The 25,880-nt window shown below is 42.8% G+C and carries 19 protein-coding genes and 3 rRNA genes; 1 reads left to right on the top strand and 21 read right to left on the bottom strand.

The window, feature by feature from the left end:
- Positions 1–25: 25 nt before the first annotated feature.
- Together glmS and LOC50_RS13500 are read right to left on the bottom strand one after the other, a co-directional pair.
- The gene (gene glmS, locus LOC50_RS13495) at positions 26–1,846 is read right to left on the bottom strand and encodes a glutamine--fructose-6-phosphate transaminase (isomerizing) (RefSeq protein ID WP_250653361.1); all 1,821 of its coding nucleotides are present in this window, start codon (positions 1,844–1,846) and stop codon (positions 26–28) included.
- Between the two features lie 46 nt (positions 1,847–1,892).
- Positions 1,893–2,657 (bottom strand): DeoR/GlpR family DNA-binding transcription regulator, encoded by a 765-nt coding sequence (locus LOC50_RS13500; protein ID WP_036956986.1) that lies wholly within the window; start codon positions 2,655–2,657, stop codon positions 1,893–1,895.
- A gap of 162 nt (positions 2,658–2,819) precedes the next feature.
- On the opposite strand from LOC50_RS13500, the gene LOC50_RS13505 reads away from it, so the two are divergent.
- Entirely contained in the window at positions 2,820–3,347 is a 528-nt protein-coding gene (locus LOC50_RS13505) for a sugar O-acetyltransferase (RefSeq protein ID WP_250653362.1), read from the top strand.
- A 487-nt stretch (positions 3,348–3,834) separates the two neighbouring features.
- On the opposite strand, the gene rrf is transcribed toward LOC50_RS13505, so the two are convergent.
- The 19 genes from rrf to LOC50_RS13600 form a co-directional block, all read right to left on the bottom strand.
- A 5S ribosomal RNA gene (rrf, locus tag LOC50_RS13510) occupies positions 3,835–3,949 on the bottom strand.
- Between the two features lie 193 nt (positions 3,950–4,142).
- Positions 4,143–7,029, bottom strand: a 23S ribosomal RNA gene (locus LOC50_RS13515).
- 273 nt (positions 7,030–7,302) lie between these two features.
- Positions 7,303–8,838, bottom strand: a 16S ribosomal RNA gene (locus LOC50_RS13520).
- Together the 16S, 23S and 5S rRNA genes form the textbook arrangement of a ribosomal RNA operon.
- Before the next feature lie 639 nt (positions 8,839–9,477).
- Positions 9,478–11,262 carry a choice-of-anchor I family protein gene (locus LOC50_RS13525; protein ID WP_250653363.1) on the bottom strand — a complete coding sequence of 595 codons (1,785 nt, stop codon included), beginning with the start codon at positions 11,260–11,262 and terminating at the stop codon, positions 9,478–9,480.
- Positions 11,263–11,405: 143 nt separating this feature from the next.
- Positions 11,406–12,764 (bottom strand): bifunctional UDP-N-acetylglucosamine diphosphorylase/glucosamine-1-phosphate N-acetyltransferase GlmU, encoded by a 1,359-nt coding sequence (gene glmU / locus LOC50_RS13530; protein ID WP_069438512.1) that lies wholly within the window; start codon positions 12,762–12,764, stop codon positions 11,406–11,408.
- Positions 12,765–13,061: 297 nt separating this feature from the next.
- Positions 13,062–13,484: a F0F1 ATP synthase subunit epsilon gene (locus LOC50_RS13535; RefSeq protein WP_008464176.1), complete on the bottom strand. Its 423-nt coding sequence runs from the start codon at positions 13,482–13,484 to the stop codon at positions 13,062–13,064.
- 13 nt (positions 13,485–13,497) lie between these two features.
- Positions 13,498–14,883 (bottom strand): F0F1 ATP synthase subunit beta, encoded by a 1,386-nt coding sequence (gene atpD / locus LOC50_RS13540; RefSeq protein ID WP_024601473.1) that lies wholly within the window; start codon positions 14,881–14,883, stop codon positions 13,498–13,500.
- 33 nt (positions 14,884–14,916) lie between these two features.
- Positions 14,917–15,777, bottom strand: a complete 861-nt coding sequence (gene atpG / locus LOC50_RS13545) for a F0F1 ATP synthase subunit gamma (RefSeq protein ID WP_138626157.1) — start codon at positions 15,775–15,777, stop codon at positions 14,917–14,919.
- A gap of 59 nt (positions 15,778–15,836) precedes the next feature.
- The gene (atpA, locus tag LOC50_RS13550) at positions 15,837–17,378 is read right to left on the bottom strand and encodes a F0F1 ATP synthase subunit alpha (RefSeq protein ID WP_013466263.1); all 1,542 of its coding nucleotides are present in this window, start codon (positions 17,376–17,378) and stop codon (positions 15,837–15,839) included.
- 14 nt (positions 17,379–17,392) lie between these two features.
- Entirely contained in the window at positions 17,393–17,926 is a 534-nt protein-coding gene (atpH, locus tag LOC50_RS13555; RefSeq protein ID WP_016900009.1) for a F0F1 ATP synthase subunit delta, read from the bottom strand.
- Positions 17,927–17,942: 16 nt separating this feature from the next.
- Entirely contained in the window at positions 17,943–18,413 is a 471-nt protein-coding gene (gene atpF, locus LOC50_RS13560; RefSeq protein WP_036980703.1) for a F0F1 ATP synthase subunit B, read from the bottom strand.
- Positions 18,414–18,454: 41 nt separating this feature from the next.
- On the bottom strand, positions 18,455–18,688 hold the full coding sequence (atpE, locus tag LOC50_RS13565) for a F0F1 ATP synthase subunit C (protein WP_004335261.1): 234 nt from the start codon (positions 18,686–18,688) through the stop codon (positions 18,455–18,457).
- A gap of 53 nt (positions 18,689–18,741) precedes the next feature.
- Positions 18,742–19,599: a F0F1 ATP synthase subunit A gene (gene atpB / locus LOC50_RS13570; RefSeq protein WP_036980705.1), complete on the bottom strand. Its 858-nt coding sequence runs from the start codon at positions 19,597–19,599 to the stop codon at positions 18,742–18,744.
- Positions 19,600–19,614: 15 nt separating this feature from the next.
- A complete protein-coding gene (locus LOC50_RS13575; protein WP_013466267.1) occupies positions 19,615–19,995 on the bottom strand; it encodes an ATP synthase subunit I in 381 nt (126 codons plus the stop codon).
- Positions 19,996–20,137: 142 nt separating this feature from the next.
- On the bottom strand, positions 20,138–21,064 hold the full coding sequence (locus tag LOC50_RS13580) for a ParB/RepB/Spo0J family partition protein (RefSeq protein WP_016900011.1): 927 nt from the start codon (positions 21,062–21,064) through the stop codon (positions 20,138–20,140).
- A 19-nt stretch (positions 21,065–21,083) separates the two neighbouring features.
- Positions 21,084–21,869 (bottom strand): ParA family protein, encoded by a 786-nt coding sequence (locus LOC50_RS13585; protein WP_138626153.1) that lies wholly within the window; start codon positions 21,867–21,869, stop codon positions 21,084–21,086.
- Positions 21,870–21,883: 14 nt separating this feature from the next.
- Positions 21,884–22,504: a 16S rRNA (guanine(527)-N(7))-methyltransferase RsmG gene (gene rsmG / locus LOC50_RS13590; protein ID WP_214553068.1), complete on the bottom strand. Its 621-nt coding sequence runs from the start codon at positions 22,502–22,504 to the stop codon at positions 21,884–21,886.
- Between the two features lie 15 nt (positions 22,505–22,519).
- On the bottom strand, positions 22,520–24,409 hold the full coding sequence (mnmG, locus tag LOC50_RS13595) for a tRNA uridine-5-carboxymethylaminomethyl(34) synthesis enzyme MnmG (RefSeq protein ID WP_013466270.1): 1,890 nt from the start codon (positions 24,407–24,409) through the stop codon (positions 22,520–22,522).
- Between the two features lie 428 nt (positions 24,410–24,837).
- The gene (locus LOC50_RS13600; RefSeq protein ID WP_024601476.1) at positions 24,838–25,287 is read right to left on the bottom strand and encodes a flavodoxin domain-containing protein; all 450 of its coding nucleotides are present in this window, start codon (positions 25,285–25,287) and stop codon (positions 24,838–24,840) included.
- Positions 25,288–25,880 lie beyond the last annotated feature (593 nt).

The raw sequence follows: 25,880 nt of genomic DNA on the forward strand, positions 1-25,880 counted from the left end.
AATAAAAAACTATAACCTGTTGATTTTACTCAACTGTAACCGATTTTGCTAAGTTACGTGGTTGGTCAACATCTGTGCCTTTAATGACCGCTACATAGTACGACAGCAACTGTAGTGGAATTGTATATACAACAGGAGCAATTACGTCGTCTACGTGGTTTACGTTGATTACACGCATTGTGTCGTCTGACTCAAAGTGAGAATCTTTATCTGCGAATACGTAAATAATACCACCACGAGCACGTACTTCTTCTACGTTTGATTTAAGCTTTTCTAGCAGTTCGTTATTAGGTGCTACAACAATAATCGGCATGTCGGCGTCAATTAGTGCTAGTGGACCATGTTTAAGCTCGCCTGCAGCGTAGGCTTCTGCGTGAATGTACGAAATTTCTTTAAGCTTAAGCGCGCCTTCCATTGCGATTGGGTATTGTGAACCACGACCTAAAAATAGTGAATGTTGCTTGTCGGCAAACTCTTCTGCTAACTCGGCAATGCTATCTGCAAGCTGTAAAGTTTCTTCTAATTTTGCAGGTAGTACTTTAATTGCATTAACAATTGCGCTTTGATCAAGGCATTTTTCTTGCGCTATAGACGCAGTAAGCATTAACAAACCAACTAATTGCGTAGTAAACGCTTTAGTAGATGCTACGCCAATTTCGGCGCCGGCTTTGGTCATAAAGGCAAGGTCTGATTCGCGTACAAGTGATGAGCCTGGTACGTTACAAATAGTCATTGACCCCATATAGCCTTGCTCTTTGGCTAAGCGCAGTGCTGCTAGTGTATCGGCTGTTTCGCCTGATTGTGAAATAGTTACTAGTAGGCTTTTTTCGTGTACAAACGACTGGCGGTAGCGAAATTCTGAGGCAATTTCTACATTACAGCTTACGCCTGCAAATTGCTCAAGCCAGTAACGTGCAACCATACCCGAATGGTAAGACGTACCACAGGCAATAATTTGTACGTGTTTTACATCTTTAAATATTTGTTGTGCACTGTCGCCAAAAGCGTCAATTGCTACGCGGTCGTTGTTTAAACGCCCTTCAAGGGTGTTACGTACTGCAAGTGGTTGCTCATAAATTTCTTTTAACATGTAGTGACGGTAATCACCTTTACCTGATGCATCTTGTGTAATGTTTGATTCAACAACTTCACGCTCAACCGCGTTGCCATCGGCATCAAAAATTTCTACTGTGTCGCGAGTAATGCGCGCTACATCACCTTCTTCTAAGAAGATAAAGCTGCGAGTCACCGGTAATAATGCAAGTTGATCAGAAGCAATAAAGTTTTCACCAAGGCCTAAACCAATAACTAACGGGCTGCCTGAGCGCGCTACAATAATTTCGTTATCATTCGCTTTATCGAACACAACTGTACCAAATGCACCTTCAAACTGTTTAACAGCTGCTTGAACTGACGCTAATAAAGTGGTGTGCTGCTGACGTAACTGATGAATTAAATGCACCATTACTTCGGTGTCGGTATCTGATAAAAACTCGTAACCGTCGCCTTTAAGTGCTGCACGCAAACTTGCGTGGTTTTCAATGATACCGTTATGTACAAGCGCTAATTGATTGCTTGAAACATGTGGGTGAGCATTGGCTTCAGTTACACCGCCATGAGTTGCCCAACGAGTGTGTGCAATACCTGTGTGACCGCTAACACCAGCTTGTTCAAGTGCTGATTCTAAGTTTACAACCTTACCAACTGCTTTAACTGTATTAAGAGTATTACCTTCAAGTAAAGCTACACCTGCTGAGTCATAACCACGGTACTCAAGACGCTTAAGGCCTTCAACTAAGATTTTATTTACTGGACGTTCTGCAACAGCCCCAACGATTCCACACATAGTGTCTCCATTAATTTTTTAATTCTAGCAACTCACGGCGTAGTTACTAATCCATAATCTCTGCGCAAATTAGTTTTACACCACATGCCTCAATCGCTGCGCGTTTATCATGCGCTAAGCCACTGTCGGTTATTAATGTGGTTACTGTTTGCCACGGTAATTCTAAATTTGGTATTTTTCGGCCGATTTTTTCTGACTCAACCAGCACAATAACTTCACGCGCCGCTTTAGCCATCACTTGGCTTAGCCCAACAAGTTCATTAAACGTGGTTGTTCCTCGTGCTACATCAATGCCATCGGCACCAATGAACAGCTGATCAAAATCATATGAGCATAGTACATTTTCGGCTACTTGCCCTTGAAACGATTCTGAATGCGGATCCCACGTGCCACCTGTCATCAAAAGGGTTGGCTCGTTTTCAAGTGCTAATAAACGCGTTGCTACTTTAATCGCGTTCGTCATAACAACTAACCCCTGCTTGGTAGCCAACTCAGGGATCATCGCTGCTGTTGTACGCCCGCTGTCAATAATAATGCGGTTATGATCTTTTATAAGCGCCGCTGCTGCCTTAGCAATGGCTACTTTGCGCTTAGAATCAATCTCATCGCTTACAATCTCTTTTGGTAGCGCAATAGCTCCACCATAACGGCGCAGCAACAAGCCACTTTTTTCAAGCGCGGTTAAGTCTTTTCGAATGGTTACTTCTGATGTTTGAAACTGTTCAGCAAGAGTCTCAACGGCCACTTCACCAAGCTCATTTACTTGGCTAAGGATCAGGTGACGGCGTTGCTGGGTGTTTCGTTTGGTCATTAAGTAACTGCTATTAAGTTTCGTTTCGAAAGTTAGTGGATTTTAAACGAAACATTATAAATGGCAAGTGAATGCATAAAAATAAAGCAATTTTATTCAAATTATCATCATGCTTAAAGTAGGTTAAGCTAGGCACCATTATTTAAGTTAAACAAAATTGATATGCAGCCATTTAATAGTATTAGTAAAGAGAATCTAGCGCAGCGAAAAGCTGTGCACGAAATTTGCCGCTTATTTAATAAAAGCCCCAGTAAAGGTAATTTAAAGCGAATAAAAGAATTATGCTCACACTGTGGTGATGGAGTAATTATTGAAGCGGGCTTTCATTGTGACTATGGCTCGCAAATACATATAGGTGATCGTACTTTTATAAACATTAACTGCACTGTATTAGATGCACCAATTAGTGAGGGTGCAATTACCATTGGCAGTGATTGTTTAATTGGCCCGAACGTTCAACTATTAGCAGTTTCGCATGCTGTGAACCCCATAGAGCGGCTCAATAAAGAAAACTTTGCAGCACCAATCTCCATAGGTAATAACGTATGGATTGGCGCGGGAGTTATTGTGTTAGCTGGTGTTACCATTGGTGATAACACTGTTGTTGGTGCGGGTTCAGTGGTAACTAAGAGCATTGCATCAAATACCGTGGTTGCCGGCAATCCAGCACGTGAAATAAGAAAGTGCTAAGGATCATCGTTAAGCCTTAGACTCACATTTACCCTTATACCTCGAACCCATATTTTCACTTTATTCCAGACGTAAAAAAGCCCGACTATTGCTAGTCGGGCTTTCTCTTATTTGGAGTCGGTGCGCTACGCAGTAGAGTGTCGTGGTGCCCACAGCGGTAGAGAGCCACATAGCAAATGTATAGAGTTGGCATTAGGCGCTTATTATTTTCCTTTTACCTGATGCCTTTTACCTTTCACCTGCGCTTTTACTTTCCTGCAGACGTAAAAAAACCCGCTACATCACTGTAACGGGTTTCTCTTATTTAGAGCCTGGTAGTGTCGTGGTGCCCACAGCGGTAAAGAGCCACATAGCAAATGTATAGAGTCGGCATTAGGCGCTTATTATTTTCCTTTTACCTGATGCCTTTTACCTTTCACCTGCGTTTTTACTTTCCTGCAGACGTAAAAAAGCCCGACTATTGCTAGTCGGGCTTTCTCAATTTGGAGCCTGGTAATGTCCTACTTTCACATAGCAAATGCTACACTATCATCGGCGCTGTTTCGTTTCACTACTGAGTTCGGCATGGGGTCAGGTGGGTCCAAAACGCTATTGTCACCAAGCAAATATGGTGCAAAGGATTAATGACAAAGCACGTAGTGCTTACATTTCCTTTGCGCAAGGTGCCTCAATGTTAACGCTACGCGCTAAGAGTCACCTCATAAATTTGGAATTCTGATAATAAAGTTTTCAGTAATCTACTTTAGTCTATTAACTTCTTGCTTAAACTGTCGCATAAAACGCGTTTGGCGTTGTATGGTTAAGCCTCACGGGTAATTAGTACAAGTTAGCTTAATGGCTCACACCACTTCCACATCTTGCCTATCAACGTTGTCGTCTTCAACGGCCCTTCAGAGACTTTAAAAGTCTAGTGAGAACTCATCTCGAGGCCTGCTTCGCGCTTAGATGCTTTCAGCGCTTATCAGTTCCGAACGTAGCTACCGGGCAATGCCATTGGCATGACAACCCGAACACCAGCGGTTCGTTCACTCCGGTCCTCTCGTACTAGGAGCAACCCCTCTCAATTCTCAAACGCCCACGGCAGATAGGGACCGAACTGTCTCACGACGTTCTAAACCCAGCTCGCGTACCACTTTAAATGGCGAACAGCCATACCCTTGGGACCGACTTCAGCCCCAGGATGTGATGAGCCGACATCGAGGTGCCAAACACCGCCGTCGATATGAACTCTTGGGCGGTATCAGCCTGTTATCCCCGGAGTACCTTTTATCCGTTGAGCGATGGCCCTTCCATTCAGAACCACCGGATCACTATGACCTACTTTCGTACCTGCTCGACGTGTCTGTCTCGCAGTTAAGCTGGCTTCTACCATTACACTAACCGTACGATGTCCGACCGTACTTAGCCAACCTTCGTGCTCCTCCGTTACTCTTTGGGAGGAGACCGCCCCAGTCAAACTACCCACCAGGCACTGTCCGTAACCCCGATTCAGGGGCCAACGTTAGAACATCAAAACTACAAGGGTGGTATTTCAAGGACGACTCCACAAAAACTAGCGTCTCTGCTTCTAAGTCTCCCACCTATCCTACACATGTAGGTTCAATGTTCAGTGCCAAGCTGTAGTAAAGGTTCACGGGGTCTTTCCGTCTAGCCGCGGGTACACAGCATCTTCACTGCGATTTCAATTTCACTGAGTCTCGGGTGGAGACAGCGTGGCCATGGTTACACCATTCGTGCAGGTCGGAACTTACCCGACAAGGAATTTCGCTACCTTAGGACCGTTATAGTTACGGCCGCCGTTTACCGGGGCTTCGATCAAGAGCTTCTCCGAAGATAACCCCATCAATTAACCTTCCGGCACCGGGCAGGTGTCACACCGTATACGTCATCTTGCGATTTTGCACAGTGCTGTGTTTTTAATAAACAGTCCCAGCCACCTGGTCACTGCGGCTCCCGTCCGCTTAGAGAGCAAGTCTCATCACAGATAGGAGCGTACCTTCTCCCGAAGTTACGGTACGATTTTGCCTAGTTCCTTCACCCGAGTTCTCTCAAGCGCCTTAGTATTCTCTACCTGACCACCTGTGTCGGTTTGGGGTACGATTCGGTATAATCTGAAGCTTAGAGGCTTTTCCTGGAAGTATGGCATCAGCAACTTCATCACCTTGGTGACTCGTCTCGTGTCTCAGCCTAACAGCAACCCGGATTTACCTAAGTCACTAGCCTACACACTTTCACATGGACTACCATCGCCATGCTTGCTTAGCCTGCTCCGTCCCCCCATCGCAATTATACCAAGTACGGAAATATTAATCCGTTTCCCATCGACTACGCCTTTCGGCCTCGCCTTAGGGGTCGACTTACCCTACCCTGATTAACATGGGATAGGAACCCTTGGTCTTCCGGCGTGCGGGTTTTTCACCCGCATTATCGTTACTCATGTCAGCATTCGCACTTCTGATACCTCCAGCAAACCTCCCGGTTCACCTTCAACGGCTTACAGAACGCTCCCCTACCACTCAAAATAAATTTTGAATCCGCAGCTTCGGTGCATAGTTTAGCCCCGTTACATCTTCCGCGCAGACCGACTCGACCAGTGAGCTATTACGCTTTCTTTAAAGGATGGCTGCTTCTAAGCCAACCTCCTGGCTGTCTGGGCCTTTCCACATCGTTTCCCACTTAACTATGACTTTGGGACCTTAGCTGGCGGTCTGGGTTGTTTCCCTCTTCACGACGGACGTTAGCACCCGCCGTGTGTCTCCCGGATAGTACTTTACGGTATTCGGAGTTTGCAAAGGGTTGGTAAGTCGGGATGACCCCCTAGCCTTAACAGTGCTCTACCCCCGTAAGTATTCGTCCGAGGCTCTACCTAAATAGATTTCGGGGAGAACCAGCTATCTCCCGGTTTGATTAGCCTTTCACTCCTAACCACAGGTCATCCCCTAACTTTTCAACGTTAGTGGGTTCGGTCCTCCAGTTGATGTTACTCAACCTTCAACCTGCCCATGGCTAGATCACCGGGTTTCGGGTCTATACCTTGCAACTATTCGCCCAGTTAAGACTCGGTTTCCCTACGGCTACCCTAATCGGTTAACCTCGCTACAAAATATAAGTCGCTGACCCATTATACAAAAGGTACGCAGTCACAGAACAAGTCTGCTCCTACTGCTTGTACGTACACGGTTTCAGGTTCTATTTCACTCCCCTCACAGGGGTTCTTTTCGCCTTTCCCTCACGGTACTGGTTCACTATCGGTCAGTTGGGAGTATTTAGCCTTAGATGATGGTCCACCTATATTCAGTCAAAGTTTCACGTGCTCCGACCTACTCGATTTCACTTAAGATGCGTTTTCATGTACGGGACTATCACCCTGTATCGTGGCACTTTCCAGAGCCTTCCATTAACACATAATAAGCTTAAGGGCTGTTCCGATTTCGCTCGCCGCTACTCTCGGAATCTCGGTTGATTTCTTTTCCTACGGGTACTTAGATGTTTCAGTTCTCCGCGTTCGCCTCGTTAACCTATGTATTCAGTTAACGATACCTGCAAGCAGGTGGGTTTCCCCATTCGGAAATCCTAGTCTCAAGCGCTTTTTACTAGCTTGACTAGGCTTATCGCAAGTTAATACGTCCTTCATCGCCTCCAACTGCCAAGGCATCCACCGTGTACGCTTAGTCACTTAACCATACAACCCAAACGGGTCTTTGTTATGTGACAGTTTAACTTCGCCAGAAGTTAATATTGAATACTAAAGTAGATACCAATTAATTATTTATTTGAATAATTAATGGCATTTTTTACTTTTGAAAACTCTGTACAAATAACAGTGTTATTTATACGAATTTTATTATCAGCTTTTCCAAATTTTTAAAGAGCATATTAATTAGTTAACCCAAAGGGTAAAACTAACTAACAATCATCTGTGTGGACACTGCGAACAAATAAGTTCTAAATCGTATAAGGAGGTGATCCAGCCCCAGGTTCCCCTAGGGCTACCTTGTTACGACTTCACCCCAGTCATGAATCACTCCGTGGTAAACGTCCTCCCGAGGGTTAGACTATCTACTTCTGGAGCAACCCACTCCCATGGTGTGACGGGCGGTGTGTACAAGGCCCGGGAACGTATTCACCGCGTCATTCTGATACGCGATTACTAGCGATTCCGACTTCATGGAGTCGAGTTGCAGACTCCAATCCGGACTACGACGCACTTTAAGTGATTCGCTTACTCTCGCGAGTTCGCAGCACTCTGTATGCGCCATTGTAGCACGTGTGTAGCCCTACACGTAAGGGCCATGATGACTTGACGTCGTCCCCACCTTCCTCCGGTTTATCACCGGCAGTCTCCTTAGAGTTCTCAGCATTACCTGCTAGCAACTAAGGATAGGGGTTGCGCTCGTTGCGGGACTTAACCCAACATCTCACAACACGAGCTGACGACAGCCATGCAGCACCTGTATCAGAGTTCCCGAAGGCACCAAACCATCTCTGGTAAGTTCTCTGTATGTCAAGTGTAGGTAAGGTTCTTCGCGTTGCATCGAATTAAACCACATGCTCCACCGCTTGTGCGGGCCCCCGTCAATTCATTTGAGTTTTAACCTTGCGGCCGTACTCCCCAGGCGGTCTACTTAATGCGTTAGCTTTGAAAAACAGAACCGAGGTTCCGAGCTTCTAGTAGACATCGTTTACGGCGTGGACTACCAGGGTATCTAATCCTGTTTGCTCCCCACGCTTTCGTACATGAGCGTCAGTGTTGACCCAGGTGGCTGCCTTCGCCATCGGTATTCCTTCAGATCTCTACGCATTTCACCGCTACACCTGAAATTCTACCACCCTCTATCACACTCTAGTTTGCCAGTTCGAAATGCAGTTCCCAGGTTGAGCCCGGGGCTTTCACATCTCGCTTAACAAACCGCCTGCGTACGCTTTACGCCCAGTAATTCCGATTAACGCTCGCACCCTCCGTATTACCGCGGCTGCTGGCACGGAGTTAGCCGGTGCTTCTTCTGTCAGTAACGTCACAGCTAGCAGGTATTAACTACTAACCTTTCCTCCTGACTGAAAGTGCTTTACAACCCGAAGGCCTTCTTCACACACGCGGCATGGCTGCATCAGGCTTGCGCCCATTGTGCAATATTCCCCACTGCTGCCTCCCGTAGGAGTCTGGGCCGTGTCTCAGTCCCAGTGTGGCTGATCATCCTCTCAAACCAGCTAGGGATCGTCGCCTTGGTGAGCCATTACCTCACCAACTAGCTAATCCCACTTGGGCCAATCTAAAGGCGAGAGCCGAAGCCCCCTTTGGTCCGTAGACATTATGCGGTATTAGCAGTCGTTTCCAACTGTTGTCCCCCACCTCAAGGCATGTTCCCAAGCATTACTCACCCGTCCGCCGCTCGACGCCAGAGTAGCAAGCTACTCTTCGTTTCCGCTCGACTTGCATGTGTTAGGCCTGCCGCCAGCGTTCAATCTGAGCCATGATCAAACTCTTCAATTAAAAAGTTTTATGTCTTTCGACAGCTCAATGAATTCTGAATTTATTTAATATCTTTCGATATTGAATTGACTGTGCTGAATAATTACTAAAAGTAACTATTCTGTTGGTCACTCAGTTTCTCTTTCGAGAAATCACATTGAGACTCTAAATTTGTTTGCCTCGTTACTTGCTCAATAAAGAACGAAGTAGCTTGGCTGTTAGAACTCAATCTGTACGAGTGCCCACACAGATGATTGCTTTATATTGTTAAAGAACGTTGCGGTTAAAGCGTTTAACTTTATCTCGCTAGGGCTGCGCATATTACGCTTTCCTGTTTTTTTGTCAACACTTAATTTTTAGTTTCTTTTAAAAGATTTAAAAGCTAAGTTTTACTCGACTTACTTACCGTTTGTTCAGCGCTTTTCATTGCTGCCTACCGGGTCAGTGGATGCGCATTATAGGGATATTCTGGAGAGGGTCAATGCTTTATTTTAGTTTTATTAAATTAATTTCAATTTAGTACAATAACCATACAAACAAAGGACTACAGAGGTGTTTTTGATTAAAAAGCATTCAGAAAAGGCATGGTTATTAAAAGAGGAGAAAGTAAAAGCGATTTATAGCTAACCGCTATATCGCTTTTTCTTAAAACTTTACTAATTACTGAGTTGTTATTTCCCATACGGCAATTGAACCTGAGATTTCATTACCGACTATAAGCAGTGCTTCGTTTGTTGCACTTTGCGCTGCAGGAACAAATGTCATTCCTTCAGGAGCGAGATCGCCACTTATATCTGTACTTGGTTCTAAACCACGATTATAAAAGTAGTCTTGAAATTTCACATCGTAAGGGTTGGTTATATCAAACACCATTATTCCGCCCATACGCTCTAAGCCAACAAAAGCAAACAACCTATCGCCAACCTCACCTAATGTTAGCGCTTCGGGTTCTGCCCCTTTATCATCTGAGCGTGTATCGCCTTTGTTTTCATCTTCGTTATTATTAAACGCGTTACCATGAACAGAAGCGGTTACTCGTGCAATTTGATCGCCTGAGTCAAACACCACCAGCCCATTGCTATCCCAAATGGTAAATGACCGTGCGCCATAAGCATAAAGCGATTCGTATTGGCCATCGTTATTTTTATCACCTTTTACTGTTGTAACTTTTAAACGACCAATGTCGTTATCATCGTTATTTAAGTAATCGAAGTTAGCTGCGAGCGTTAGATCTTCTACGCGGCTTTCATCTATATATCCCAAACACCCATCTTTAGCGTCATAATCAAGGCCACCCTTGGCTATACAATCAGCTTCATCGCTGGCATCAAAAAAGTATTCGCGTGCATCACCCTCATTGGCAGATACAATAAAGTTGGCTCCTTTCCAGCTAAAACTTGCAATTGTATCTGGCTGATACATGCCATATAAACCAGGGTATGATTTAAAATTAACACCACCGTCTTTGTCTGAAGCGTCAAATTGTAAGTTTGACCAATCTTTAAAACCGAGTCCTTTTAGCTCAAGGGAATTATCTTCAAGGTTGATGATGGCTAGAGCGTTATTTTCTTGAATAGAGACATAGGCGTATTTATTATCCTTGGAAATACTCACATATTCTGGCTCTAAATCCATAGCGACGGTGGTATTTATTAAATTACCATTAATAGTACGTCCAGTAGGATTGGCAAACACTAAGCCCTGCGCTTCTAATTCTGCTTGCTGATTATTGTAATCTTGAAAGTTGATGCTCATAGCGGTATCGGCAATAGTGCCGTTAGTGATATCGATAATGCTAATACTGCCTTCAGGATCGATACTATAGTCGCCATTAGGTTCACCTTCATTAGCGACCACCACTTTTGCACCATCATGACTAAATGCCACCATGTCGGGTAGGGCACCTACTGTTACATTTTTAATAAATACTGGTGTATCTCCGCCAATATTGTAAAACGCTATTTGGCCAGCTTCGCCCACGTTTGTAGCAGCCATTGCTACCGCTAATAATTGGTTATTTGCATCGATAGCTATGCTGTTTGCATCGCCAGGCGTATTTTCATTTAGTGAGAGCGTAATGGCAGAGGCTAAGTTGGTCGCGGTTACAATACCTTCGTTATCTTTTACTAATGCTGCGGTGTCGAACGTATCGGCAGGAATGATATTCACAACAGCCTCATCGCCAGAGCTATTAATGGCATAAATCCATTTTTTAGAGGCTTGGTAGGCGACTATTTCAGCTGCCCCCTCTGGGCTTTGTGCATTGAGGACCGCGCGGCCAATAAGATTTATATTTAAAGCTGAATTTGCATTAGTGCCGTTTTCGCCATTATTACCCGCTGTACCTTGTACACCCTGTGCGCCATCTTGGCCGTCATCACCATCTAGTGAGCAACCAGTTAATAGTGATAGCAAAGAAAGGGCTATTATTGATTTGTTTAACATTATTGTTTTCCTTAGTGTTGTATTAGTTAAATATCAACACACAGGGATGACAGCAATATGGCATTTTTATTTGAATTATATTTAGGCAATAAAAAAGCGAGTTATAAAACTCGCTTTAAATATTTAATAAGTAATGGCCATTACTATTTTTTAACTGGGCGTTTCCAACCATCTAAATTGCGTTGCTTGCCACGTGCTACGGCTAACTGATCATCCGCGACAGTATTGGTGATCACAGAACCTGCACCTACAGTTGCTGTAGCACCAATATTTACAGGAGCAACCAGTGATGAGTTAGAGCCAATAAAGGCATTATCGCCAATAACGGTTTTCGCTTTATTCACACCATCGTAGTTACAAGTGATCGTGCCTGCGCCAATATTCACTTTCTCGCCAATTTCAGCATCACCTAAGTAACTTAAGTGGTTTGCTTTAGAGCCTTTACCTAAACGGGTTTTTTTCATTTCGACAAAGTTGCCAATGTGCGAGTCTTCTTCCATTATTGCACCTGGGCGAAGGCGGGCGTATGGACCGAGTGTACATTTAGCCGCAACTGATGCATCTTCAATCAATGTATTGGCTTTAATAACAACATTATCGCCGATGCTGCAATTTTTAAGTACGCAGTTAGGGCCAATTTGTACATTATTACCAAGCGTTACATTGCCTTCAAAAATAACGTTGATATCGATGAGGACATCTTCACCTGTTTTCACGTCGCCACGTACATCTATGCGAGCAGGGTCAGCAAGGGTCGCCCCATTTAGCATGAGCTCTTCTGCTTGCCATGCTTGATAAGCACGCTCAAGGCCTGCAAGTTGTACGCGGTTATTTGCACCTTCAACTTCCATTGGATGATCAGGCTGTGCTGATGTAATTTCTACACCTTCACTATGCGCCATTGCAACTATATCTGTGAGGTAGTATTCGCCTTGAGCATTATTGTTAGATAGGTTACCTAACCATGTTTTTAAAAGCTTACCATTTACCGCCATAATACCGGTGTTTACTTCGTTAATAAGTAACTGCTCTGCGGTAGCATCTTTTTGCTCAACAATACCCACTAACTTACCATCAACACGTAGCATGCGCCCGTAGCCATTTGGATTTGCTAAATTAACGGTTAATACTGCTAAACCATTTTTAGGTGTCGCGGCTAATAAGCGCTCAAGTGTAGATTGTTTCGTTAAAGGTACGTCACCGTATAAAACCAGTACAGCGTCGTCGTCATTTATATGTGGGCTTGCTTGTGCCACTGCGTGGCCTGTGCCTAGTTGCTCAGCTTGTAGCACCCAGTTTACGTTATTATCGGCTAACTGTTGTTGTAATAGTTCGCCGCCATGACCATAAACTAAGTTAGTCGATGTAGCACCTAGCGCATTGGCATTATCGATAACGTGTTGCACCATAGGTTTACCTGCCACTTTATGCAGTACCTTAGGCAGAGCAGAGCGCATACGAGTACCTTTACCCGCTGCAAGAATTACTGTTGTTAGAGCCATTAAAACAATTTCCTTTTTCCGTTGTTTTAGCTTGATAGAATAAGTGTGCTGCAAAGTAGATTACGTAAGTCACATCATGTGCAAATACTCAGTAGGCTAAGCAATAACTACTGAATCTTAACTTAAGCAAAATAACACCTAATAGAATAGGGTTATTGTAACGAGGATCTTGCGTAGATATAAGTAATAATGAAGAGATATTAGCCATTACGATTAATTTATTTACAAATAGCCACGGGATTTATCATCAAGCACAAAAAAGCCCACATAAAGTGGGCTTTTAAAAACCAGATAGGCTTACTTTTTACGTAATTGCTGAATAATGCGTAGCTGAGCAATTGCTTCAGCTAGTTGCATTGCTGCTTGATTGTAATCAAGTTCAGCAGATGCGCCTTTTGCCATTTGGGCTTCAGCGTCACGCTTAGCTTGCTCTGCAGCTTTTTCGTCTAGGTCTTCACCACGAACAGCTGTATCAGCAAGTACGGTCACTATGTTCGGTTGAACTTCTAGTGTACCGCCAGCAATATAGATGAGTTCTTCTTCACCAAATTGCTTAACTAAACGTACCATACCAGGTTTAAGGGCAGTTAGTAGTGGGGCGTGACCGGCGTTAACACCTAACTCACCTTCACTACCAGATACTTGAATAGATTCTACTAAACCAGAAAATAATTTCTCTTCAGCACTTACTACATCAAGATGTACAGTCATAGCTGCCATACTACCCTCCTAATTACATGCTTTTGGCTTTTTCTTGAGCTTCTTCGATAGAGCCAACCATGTAGAACGCTTGCTCTGGCATATCATCAAACTCACCGTTTAAGATACCTTTGAAGCCTGCAATTGTGTCTTTAAGTGAAACGTATTTACCTGGCGCACCTGTAAATACCTCTGCCACGAAGAATGGCTGAGATAGGAAACGCTGGATTTTACGTGCACGAGATACAAGTTGCTTATCTTCGTCAGAAAGCTCGTCCATACCTAGAATCGCGATGATGTCTTTAAGCTCTTTGTAACGCTGAAGAACTGTTTGAACGCCGCGCGCTACACCGTAGTGCTCTTCACCTATTACTTGTGGATCAAGCTGACGTGAAGATGAATCAAGAGGGTCTACCGCTGGGTAGATACCTAGTGATGCGATATCACGTGAAAGTACCACTGTTGCATCTAAGTGAGCAAACGTTGTTGCTGGAGATGGATCCGTTAAATCATCCGCAGGTACGTATACCGCTTGGATTGAAGTAATTGAACCTGTCTTAGTAGATGCGATACGCTCTTGAAGTACACCCATTTCTTCAGCAAGTGTAGGCTGGTAACCTACCGCTGATGGCATACGACCAAGAAGCGCTGATACTTCTGTACCCGCAAGTGTGTAACGGTAGATGTTATCTACGAAGAAAAGTACGTCGCGACCTTCGTCACGGAACTTCTCAGCCATAGTAAGACCTGTTAACGCTACGCGTAAACGGTTACCCGGTGGCTCGTTCATCTGACCGTATACAAGCGATACTTTATCAAGTACGTTTGAATCGTTCATTTCATGGTAGAAATCGTTACCCTCACGAGTACGCTCACCAACACCTGCGAATACTGAGTAGCCGCTGTGCTCGATTGCGATGTTACGGATAAGCTCCATCATGTTTACGGTTTTACCAACACCGGCACCACCGAATAAACCAACTTTACCACCTTTAGCGAATGGACATACAAGGTCGATTACCTTGATACCCGTTTCTAAAAGTTCTACTGAGCTTGATTGCTCTTCGTAAGTAGGAGCTGCACGGTGGATAGACATACGCTCGTCTTCACCGATTGGACCTGCTTCATCAATTGGCTCACCAAGTACGTTCATGATACGACCTAGGGTCTTAGTACCAACTGGAACTTGAATTGCTTCGCCTGTGTTTGCTACTGCAGCACCACGACGTAAACCGTCTGTAGTACCTAGTGCGATAGTACGTACCACACCGCCACCTAGCTGCTGTTGAACTTCTAAAGTCAAACCAGCTAAATCGCCATCTGTTACTTTTAGCGCGTCATATACGGCTGGCACGCTGTCTTGTGGAAATTCGATATCCACAACGGCGCCGATAATTTGGACGACCTTACCTAAACTCATGTCTATTCCTCTCGTTAATCTTTGCCTGAAGCATTAAACTGCTGCTGAACCAGAACAAATCTCACTAATTTCTTGTGTGATTGCTGCTTGGCGAGCTTTGTTATATACAAGCTGTAACTCATCCATAAGGTCACCGGCATTATCAGTTGCAGCTTTCATTGCAACCATGCGGGCAGCCTGTTCAGAGGCAGCGTTTTCAACTACACCTTGGTATACTTGAGACTCAATGAAACGTACTAACAAAGACTCTAAAATAGCCTCTGGGTTTGGTTCATATAAGTAATCCCACGCATGTGTAGATACTTCTTCTTCAGCTTTTGGCAAAGGGAGTAACTGATCTACTATTGGCTCTTGCTTCATGGTATTAACAAAGTTGTTATATACCAGGAATAAACGGTCAATTTTACCTTCAGAGAATGCATCTAGCATTACTTTTACAGGACCAATTACATCCTGTACTGAAGGCTTATCTCCAAGACCTGCTTTTTTAGCAAGCACTTGACCACCAAAACGTTGAAAGAAGCCAGCTGCTTTACTACCTAAGGTAGCAAAATCAGCATCTACGCCTTTTTCTTTCCACGCTTTAATCTCTAATGCGACTTTTTTAAACTCGTTTGAGTTTAAACCGCCACACAGACCACGGTCAGTAGAGATAACAATATAACCAACTCGTTTTACTTCACGTTCTTCTAAGAACGGGTGAGTAAAATCAAGATTTGCTTGAGCAACACGACCAATCACTTTACGTAATTTTTCAGCGTATGGACGGCTTGAAGCCACTCGTTCTTGCGCCTTTTTCATTTTAGACGCAGCAACCATTTCCATTGCGCTAGTGATCTTTTGAGTATTTTTAATACTGCCGATCTTGCTTTTAATCTCTTTTCCGCTGGCCATGACTCTCTCTCCGAATCAAGGTGTGCTTTGGAATATAAAGCACACCATTAATAACTAAATTACCAAGTTTGCGTAGACTTGAACTTCTCTAGAAGTTCTTTAAGCTGCGCTTCGATCTCGGCGTTGTAGTTACCAGTTTCATTGATTTGAGCCATAAGCTCTGCGTATGTGCTATTTGCGTAAGAAAGTAAAGCCGCTTCGAAATCCATAATTTTAGCGATTTCGATGTCTTTTAAGTAACCTTTCTCAGCTGCGAATAACGACAAAGACATTTCAGCAACAGACATTGGCGCGTACTGTTTCTGCTTCATTAGCTCTGTTACACGCTCACCATGCTCAAGTTGAGCACGAGTAGCATCATCAAGGTCAGACGCGAACTGCGAGAACGCAGCTAATTCACGGTACTGAGCTAGGGCTAGACGGATACCGCCACCTAGTTTCTTAACGATTTTAGTTTGTGCAGCACCACCAACACGCGATACCGAGATACCAGCATTTACAGCCGGACGGATACCTGAGTTGAATAAGTCAGTTTCTAAGAAGATCTGACCATCGGTGATAGAGATAACGTTTGTCGGTACGAACGCAGAAACGTCGCCGCCTTGAGTTTCAATGATAGGCAATGCCGTCAATGAACCTGTTTTACCTTTCACTTCACCGTTAGTGAATTTTTCAACGTAATCCGTGTTTACACGTGATGCACGCTCTAAAAGACGCGAGTGAAGGTAGAATACGTCACCTGGGTATGCTTCACGGCCTGGTGGACGCTTAAGTAGCAATGAGATTTGACGGTAAGCAACAGCTTGCTTAGATAAATCATCATATACGATTAATGCGTTTTCACCACGGTCACGGAAGTATTCACCCATAGTACAGCCCGAGAACGGTGCTAAGTACTGAAGTGCCGCAGATTCAGAAGCAGATGCTACAACTACGATAGTATTTGCAAGTGCTCCGTGCTCTTCTAATTTACGTACTACGTTAGCAATAGTAGATGCTTTTTGACCAACCGCTACGTACACACACTTAACGCCTGTGTCTTTTTGGTTGATGATTGCATCGATTGCTAGTGCAGTTTTACCTGTTTGGCGGTCACCGATAACAAGCTCACGCTGACCACGACCAACTGGAATCATTGCATCGATAGATTTGTAACCAGTTTGTACTGGCTCATCTACTGATTGACGCTCGATTACACCTGGTGCAATTTTTTCTACAGGTTCAAAACCGTCGTTATCTAAAGCGCCTTTACCATCGATAGGAGCACCTAGCGTGTTTACAACACGACCAAGTAGACCCGCACCAACAGGCACTTCTAAGATACGACCAGTTGTGTATACTTTTACGCCTTCTGTAAGGTCAGCGTAAGGACCCATTACTACTGCACCAATTGAGTCGCGCTCAAGGTTTAGTGCGATAGCATAACGGTTGCCAGGAAGCTCAATCATCTCACCTTGCATACAGTCAGCTAGACCGTGGATGCGAATGATACCGTCAGTAACAGATACAATTGTACCTTCGTTACGAGCTTCACTTACAACTTCGAACTTCTCAATACGTTGTTTGATCAGATCTGAAATTTCAGTGGAATTAAGTTGCATGCTCTTTTTCCCAATTACGATTGTAGTGTTGTGGCTAAGCGATTTAATTTACCGCGTAAAGAGCCGTCAATTACAGTGTCACCCGCCTTGATAATAAGACCGCCAACAACTGTAGCGTCTTCACTACAATTCAGCTTAACTTTGCGTGCGAAACGTTTTTCAAGTGCCGCTACCAATGATTCTTGCTGCGCTGCAGCAAGAGGCGTTGCCGAAATCACGTCAATATCGATTTCTTTGTCATAGTCTGCTTTTAAAGCAGAAAATAAATGAGCAACTTCAGGTAGTGCAATCAAACGTCCATTTTCAGCCATCACCTTAACTAGGTTCTGACCTTGTTCGTTGAGCTGCTCACCACATAAGTTAATAAATAACTCAGCTTGTGCAGTAGCAGTAGGCAATCCAGCTAAAATGGTTGATGCCTGTTCATTGCTGGCAACGTGGCCAGCAAAGAACAACATGTCATTCCAACTTTCAATGGTGCCTTTTTCAACGGCAAGTTCAAAAGCCGCTTTAGCGTATGGGCGAGCGATAGTAGTCAATTCAGACATGCTCATACCCTCCTAATTACAGCTCAGCGACAAGTTTTTCAACGATGTCACTATGTGCGGCTTGATTGATTTCGCGCTCTAAAATTCTTTCTGCGCCAACCACAGCCAGAGTTGCTACTTTCTTACGTAGCTCTTCTGTCACACGGTTACGCTCTGCTTCGATTTCAGAGTGCCCTTGAGCAATAATTTTTTCACGCTCTTGTTGACCACGAACAGTTTCTTCGTCAACGATTAGCGTGGCACGCTTTTTAGCTTGTTCAATGATATCAGCCGCTTGAGCCTTTGCATCTTTAAGCTGTTCTGCAGCTTTGTGTTGCGCAAGTTCTAAGTCTTTTTCGGCTCTATCAGAGGCAGCTAAACCATCTTCGATTTTCTTCTGGCGAGCTTCAATTGCACCGTTTAGTGGTGGCCATACGTATTTCATACAAAATAATACGAACACCGTAAACGCAATTAATTCACCGATAAGAGTGGCGTTTAAGTTCACAACCGCTCCTCCTTAAATAGTAAGCTGTTCAAAAAATAAAATTAAAGTACGAACAACAATACCATCGCGATACCAACACCAATCATTGCTACAGCATCGATTAGACCAGCAAGGATAAACATTTTAACTTGTAGCGATGGTGCAAGCTCAGGTTGACGCGCACATGCTTCAAGGAATTTACCGCCCATGTTACCAAAACCGATTGCTGTACCGATTGCACCGAAGCCGATAAGTAAAGCTACTGCGATGTACTTAAGACCTAATACTAGTTCCATTTTTTTCTCCAAAGTTTCAATTGTAATTAAAAGTAAAAATTAAAAGTTATAAATTAGTGATTATCCGAACTTGCCATGCTTAGGTATACGATTGTAAGCATCATGAATACGAATGCTTGCAATACAATTACCAAGATATGGAATACAGCCCACACAAAGTGCAACGGTAGTTGCATTAAACCTATTGCACCGATAAGGATGAAGATTAATTCACCTGCATATAAGTTACCGAACAAACGCAGAGCCAGTGAAAACGGCTTAGAAACCAATGCGATAAGCTCTAGTAATAGGTTGAATGGAATTAAAAGAATCTGCATAGCTGTATTGTTTGAACTAAACGGGTGAAGTGTTAGTTCTTTAATAAAACCGCCGATACCTTTGATTTTAATTGAGTAACCAATCATTAGAATAAACACGCCCAGCGCAAGTGCTGCTGTCATGTTGATATCGGTTGTTGGTACAATTTTCATGTATACGTCGTGTGAATCCATACCGAATGCAGTTTCGCCAACAAAGCCGGCAAATGCTGGTAGGAAGTCAACAGGGATTAAATCCATTAAGTTCATTAAGAATATCCACACGAATATTGTTAATGCTAATGGTGCAATTAGCTTACTTTTACCGTGGAAGGTATCGCGTACGTTGTCGCCAACGAACTCAACAACCATTTCAATGAAACATTGAAGTTTTCCAGGTACACCCAGTGTTGATTTTTTTGCGGCACTACGGAAGATCCATAAAAAAATTAGACCTAGTCCGATAGACCATGCGAGGGTATCTACATGCCATGTCCAGAAGCCACTATCCGTACATGCTTTATTGAAGGCAAGACCAGCGTCGGTCGAGCACATCTTAGCATTGGTTAAGTGGTGCTGAATATGGCTAGATAGAGTAACTTCTTCTGCAGCCATGTTATATCCCAAAAGTTAATGTTTAAAAAAAACGGGTGTAAACAATCCTGTAAACAACACCAATACATAAGCACAAAAGAAAGGTAATAAAACTACCGGATAAAGCTTTAGCATTAGTGCAAACAAAACGATTGTTAGCATAAATTTCAATCCGTTGCCGCGTTTTAACGAGGCATACGCTTGATTTGCACGACTTGCACCCATATATCTGAATGCATAAAGCGCAAATACAAAGTTAGGAAGTACTGCGACTGCACCACCAGCTAGCGCTGAAAGTGCGGCATTGGTTTCCCAACCTATAAAAATTATTAGTGCAGCTAAAAGGGCCACAAATCCCTGAAGGCAAATTAATTTTAACGCGGCAAGCCTATACGGGCCTGCTAACTTATTAGTCACTTTTAATTAACCTTTATGACGCTCTAATTGTCAGGGTATGAAAACTGGCGAAATTATACTTAATCCTGCCAGTTTTGCAACTTGAGTAGGTGCTTTGTAACACAAAATCGCTGTAAATGCCCCTTTTTAGACATCCAATGAATTAATGGTGGGAATAGTCTTGATTGATACGGTTTAAAATACCGTCTAACTCGTCAAGATTAGTGTAAGAAATAACCAACTTCCCTTTGCCTTTTTTGTTGTAATTTATTTCTACTTTTGCCCCTAAGTTATCAGCAAGCTGTTGCTCTAACTGTTTAACATCTGGGTCTTTTTCTATTACTTCTTTTGCTGGAGCTGGCTCTAAAATAGAGCGTACTAGTTTTTCTGTTTCGCGAACGGTCAATGCCTTTGCAACAGCTAAACGGGCTGCATCTGATTGCACTTCACCTTCAAGTGCTAACAAGCAACGTGCGTGGCCCATTTCAATGTCACCATGCTCTAACAAAATCTTTACATCGTTATTGAGGTTGTTCAAGCGTAATAAGTTAGTCACGGTAGTACGCGATTTACCAACGGCATCAGCCACCTGTTGATGCGTTAACTCAAACTCATTAAGCAAGCGATTAAGCGCTATCGCTTCTTCCATGGCGTTTAAGTCTTCACGCTGAATATTTTCAATTAGGGCAATGGCAACGGCCGCTTCATCGGGTACATCTTTAATAATACACGGTACAAACTCAAGCTTGGCAATTTGAGCAGCGCGCCAACGACGTTCACCGGCAATAATTTCATAACTGTTATGCGCAACTGGGCGTACAACAATCGGTTGAATTATCCCTTGTGAACGAATTGAACTGGCAAGTTCTTCAAGTGCCTCTTCAGACATGTCTTTACGAGGTTGGTATTTCCCTGAGTGTAAAAATTCGATAGGTAGTTTTTGTAATTCACTGTTGCTAGGCTGTGCCGCATTTTCAACTGCGTTTGTTACATTGGCGCTGTCGTGTTCCTTGCTTTCGCTTGGTGCAGGTTTAGATGAACTTAAAAGTGCATCGAGTCCTCGGCCTAAACCTCGTTTTTTAGCAGACATGTTATTTTTTACCTCAAAGTTAGGCGACAACAGGAGTTGTTTTTTCTTTTCTGCGCAGCATTTCACCCGCGAGAGCTAAATACGCTTTCGCACCACTTGATGCTCGATCGTAGTACATTGCCGGTGCGCCAAAACTAGGGGCTTCTGCAAGTCGAACATTACGTGGGATCACCGTACGGTATACTTTATCGCCAAAATGTTGTTTTAATTGTTCTGATACATCATTTGCTAATCGATTACGCGGATCGTACATAGTACGAAGTATGCCTTCTATCTGTAAGTTAGGATTAACTAACTTAGCAAGTTGCGTAATCGTATCCATTAATGCAGTTAATCCTTCCAATGCATAATATTCACATTGCATAGGCACTAAAATAGAATCGGCAGCAGCCATGGCATTAACGGTTAGCATATTTAAAGAAGGCGGGCAGTCTATAAAAATAAACTCGTACTGCTCCTGAATTTTTTCAAGTGCATTGCGTAAGCGTACTTCGCGAGCAAATAATTCCATCAATTTAACTTCTGCAGCGGTCACATCGCCGTTTGCAGCAATCATATGATACTCGCCTGAGGTTTCTTTAATAATCACCTCATCAATAGGCTTATCTTCTATGAGTAAATCATAGATAGTAGGGACGTCACCATATTTGTCGACGCCACTGCCCATGGTCGCATTGCCTTGCGGATCGAGATCTATTAACAGCACTTTACGTTTCGTTGCAGCCATAGATGCAGCGAGATTAACGGCAGTGGTCGTTTTACCTACTCCGCCTTTTTGATTTGCTAATGCGATGACTTTTGCCACAGTGTCTCTGATCCCTAGTCTTTAGAAAGAATTATTAAATGTCGTTGTGCATCTAAATCGGGTACTTCTAATGCAATTTTTTGCTCAAACTTAACATCAGCAGGGAGTGAGTCTAATTCCTCACTTGGAAATACCCCTTTAAGTGCAATGAACTTACCTGAATGATCGATTAAGTGCGAACACCAGTCAATCATATCTTGTAACGATGCAAATGCACGACTTAGTACGCCATCTAATTTAACACTTGGTTGATATTCTTCAACTCTTGACTGCACAGGGGTCACATTATCAAGGCCAAGCTCATGTTTAACATGCATTAAAAAACGTACACGTTTGCCTAAACTATCTAATAATACAAACTGCGTATCGGGTAAGGCAATAGCTAACACTATGCCCGGTAAACCAGGACCTGTGCCAACATCAATATAATGATGACCGGTCAAGTGAGGCGCAACAACTAAGCTATCCATTATATGTTTAACCATCATTTCTTGAGGTAAACGTACTGAGGTTAAATTATAGGCTTTATTCCACTTATCGAGTAATTCGACATAGCGAACAAGTTGCTGCTGTTGTTTTTGTGTTAGCGCAATATCAGTTTGCGCTAACAAAGTTGTTAATTGTTGCTGTAACACAATGTACCTTTACTGTTACGCAGTTTTGCGCAACAAGCCTTGCTTCTTCAGATACACTAATAATAGCGAAATCGCCGCTGGGGTGATACCAGAAATACGCGAAGCTTGACCAATAGTGTCTGGACGAGCATCAATTAGCTTAGCAACAACTTCATTTGATAAACCAGAGACGGTTTTATAATCAAACTCTTTTGGTAAAATTGTTTCTTCATGACGAAGCTGCTTATTGATCTCATCTTGCTGGCGTGCAATGTAACCTGCGTACTTCGTATGAATTTCAACCTGCTCTAAAGCGGCCTTATTGGTAAACTCAGATCCGAGTCCTTCAATGGCCATCAAGTCGTTATAACGCACTTCAGGTCGGCGTAATAATTCTTCTAAGCTGGCTTCACGTACAAGTGGAGTTTTAAGTAATTCATTTACTTGATCAACAACCGCATGATCTTTATGGATCCAGGTATCTTTAATACGCTGTTTTTCTTTAGCGATCACTTCCATTTTTTCGTTGAATGCTTGCCAACGTTCATCGTTAACTAAACCTAATTCACGGCCTTTTTCAGTTAAACGTATATCAGCGTTGTCTTCACGTAGTAACAAACGGTATTCAGCACGGCTAGTAAACATGCGGTACGGTTCTTTTGTACCCAGTGTTGCTAAGTCGTCAATTAATACACCAACATAAGCTTCATCACGACGTGGCGTCCACGATTCTTTACCTTGTACTTGTAAGGCTGCATTCATACCTGCGATCAGACCTTGTGCGCCCGCTTCTTCGTAACCGGTAGTACCATTAATCTGACCAGCAAAAAATAAACCATCAATAAATTTAGTTTCTAATGATTGTTTTAAGTCGCGCGGATCAAAAAAGTCATACTCAATAGCATAGCCAGGACGACAGATATGTGCATTTTCAAATCCGGTGATCGATTGCACAATTTCTAACTGCACATCGAACGGTAAGCTGGTTGAAATACCGTTAGGATATAACTCGTATGACGTTAAGCCTTCTGGCTCTACAAATATCTGGTGCTTATCTTTATCAGCAAAACGGACAATTTTATCTTCAATAGACGGACAGTAACGTGGGCCTATTCCTTCGATAACACCTGAGTACATAGGTGAGCGATGTAAGTTTTTGCGAATAACATCATGTGTTTTTTCATTTGTGTAAGTGATGTAACACGGAATTTGTTGTGGGTGATCACTTTGTTTACCCATAAATGAGAATACCGGTGTTGGTGCATCACCTGGTTGTTCTTGCATTTTAGAAAAATCAACAGTGCGTGCATCAATACGTGGTGGTGTGCCGGTTTTTAAACGATCCACTCTAAATGGAAGTTCGCGTAAACGATCAGCCAATGCAATTGAAGGTGGATCGCCTGCACGGCCACCTTTAAAGTTTTCAAGACCGATATGAATTTGGCCACCTAAGAATGTGCCTACGGTTAGTACTACACTAGGAGCACTGAAACGCAGACCCATTTGGGTAACGACACCGGTTACACGGTTGTTTTCAACGATAAGATCATCACATGATTGTTGAAAAATCTTTAAGTTTTCTTGGTTTTGAAGTGTGTTCTGAATAGCCGCTTTGTACAAAGCACGATCCGCTTGAGCACGAGTAGCTCGTACAGCAGGGCCTTTAGAAGAATTAAGCGTACGGAATTGGATCCCGCCTTTGTCAATAGCCTGAGCCATTGCGCCACCCAGGGCATCAATTTCTTTAACTAAGTGGCCTTTGCCAATGCCACCAATCGCTGGGTTACAAGACATTTGACCAAGGGTATCCATATTGTGAGTCAGCAGCAGGGTATTCATCCCCATACGGGCAGCTGCCAATGCGGCTTCAGTGCCAGCATGTCCACCACCTACTACGATAACGTCAAAATTTTCGTGAAAAATCATTAATGGGATCCTACTTAAATCAAACCAGTAAACTTCAAAAGGGAGCGTATTCTACCTAGAAATTAGCAGAAGATAAATGATTAAACAGTGCTCAAGATCTAAGTAAGTGATCTCTAATAATATAAAGGATCTTTTAAAGAGATCTTTTAATACTATTACTACTACTGATCGGGTTTTCTGTTGATAAGCTTTAGATCATGATTAAAAACATATAATTAGATCGGATCTAAAGGTGTTAATATGATCGGATCTTCAGGCAAATAAGCTCTGATCAAAACAGGCTGTTATGCACAGGCCGATCAAGTCTCGATCTTATCCCATGGATAAGCATGGTTAAAAAAGCAGTTTAATCAGTGTTTATCCACAAAATTTTTTAAATTATTAGTAAATTGTGGGTAACTTTATTTATAACTTTTTACTTGATCTTTCTATTTTAGACCTGTTTTTGCTATCCACGAGTCTAACCAAGCTAAGGCCGTATCTTCTGGAAGTGCTTCATCAAGAATATTCAGTTCTAAGCGCGGTGCTAATTGTATCGCGCCTTTTTGGCTTAAAAGCGTATCTATATTACGCCCTGCAAGGTTATACGTGTCATAACTGGTATCACCTAAAGCGATGACCGTGTACTTTAAGTGCGATAAATCATCAACTTGAGATAACTCATCAACAAAGTTAATAAGGTTTTCTGGGTAATCACCCGCACCATAGGTTGATGTACAAATTAACCAAATGGTATTTTGCTGATCTATTTCACTAAATTCAGGTTGATCATGTAGTTGGGTATTAATACCTTGGCTATTAAGCGCATCGCTTAGTTGCTCGGCAACGTATTCTGCGGATCCCATTTGACTACCAACGATAAGATTTACTGAACTCATGAATATTTGTGATCACTATTAGTTTTAATTGCCGCCTATGATAGCCCAGTGAGTATAACAGTAAAGTTAAGAGTGCTATTTTGTATAACTATTTTTGTACTTATTTAAGCCTTCACTCAAATGTACTGTTTAACTACCTGATAATTAAAGGTTTAACAAAATATCTTTAAATGTAATCTTCTGATCAAGTTGTTGATAAGGTTGGGGAAAGCTCTGCTTAACTATCAATTAAAGTTGCAGTTTTATTGCTAAGTCATTGATTTTATATTTAGTATTTGCCACCAGCGATTGAAAATAAACGTATAGATGCTTGTTGATCTTAATGTGGATATAAAGCTTGTTGATAACCTTAAATTGGGATCGAAAATAATTTTAAAAAATGATCTATTTAGTCAGATCAGGTTAAATAACCATTATTATTTTTTATAAACAGCCCTTTTTTAATTAAATACAGCTTATTTCCCCATTTTAAAGACGTTTAATTTATCTCTGAGGCAAAAAAACACGCAATTGTGGATAACTGATCTGCAAAAAAATAAATTTGAGTGATCTAAAGTGAATATTTAACTGAATTTTGCTGGTGGTGTAGACGA

It is taken from the genome of Pseudoalteromonas sp. SCSIO 43095 (assembly GCF_023650455.1).
Lineage (GTDB): Bacteria > Pseudomonadota > Gammaproteobacteria > Enterobacterales > Alteromonadaceae > Pseudoalteromonas > Pseudoalteromonas tetraodonis.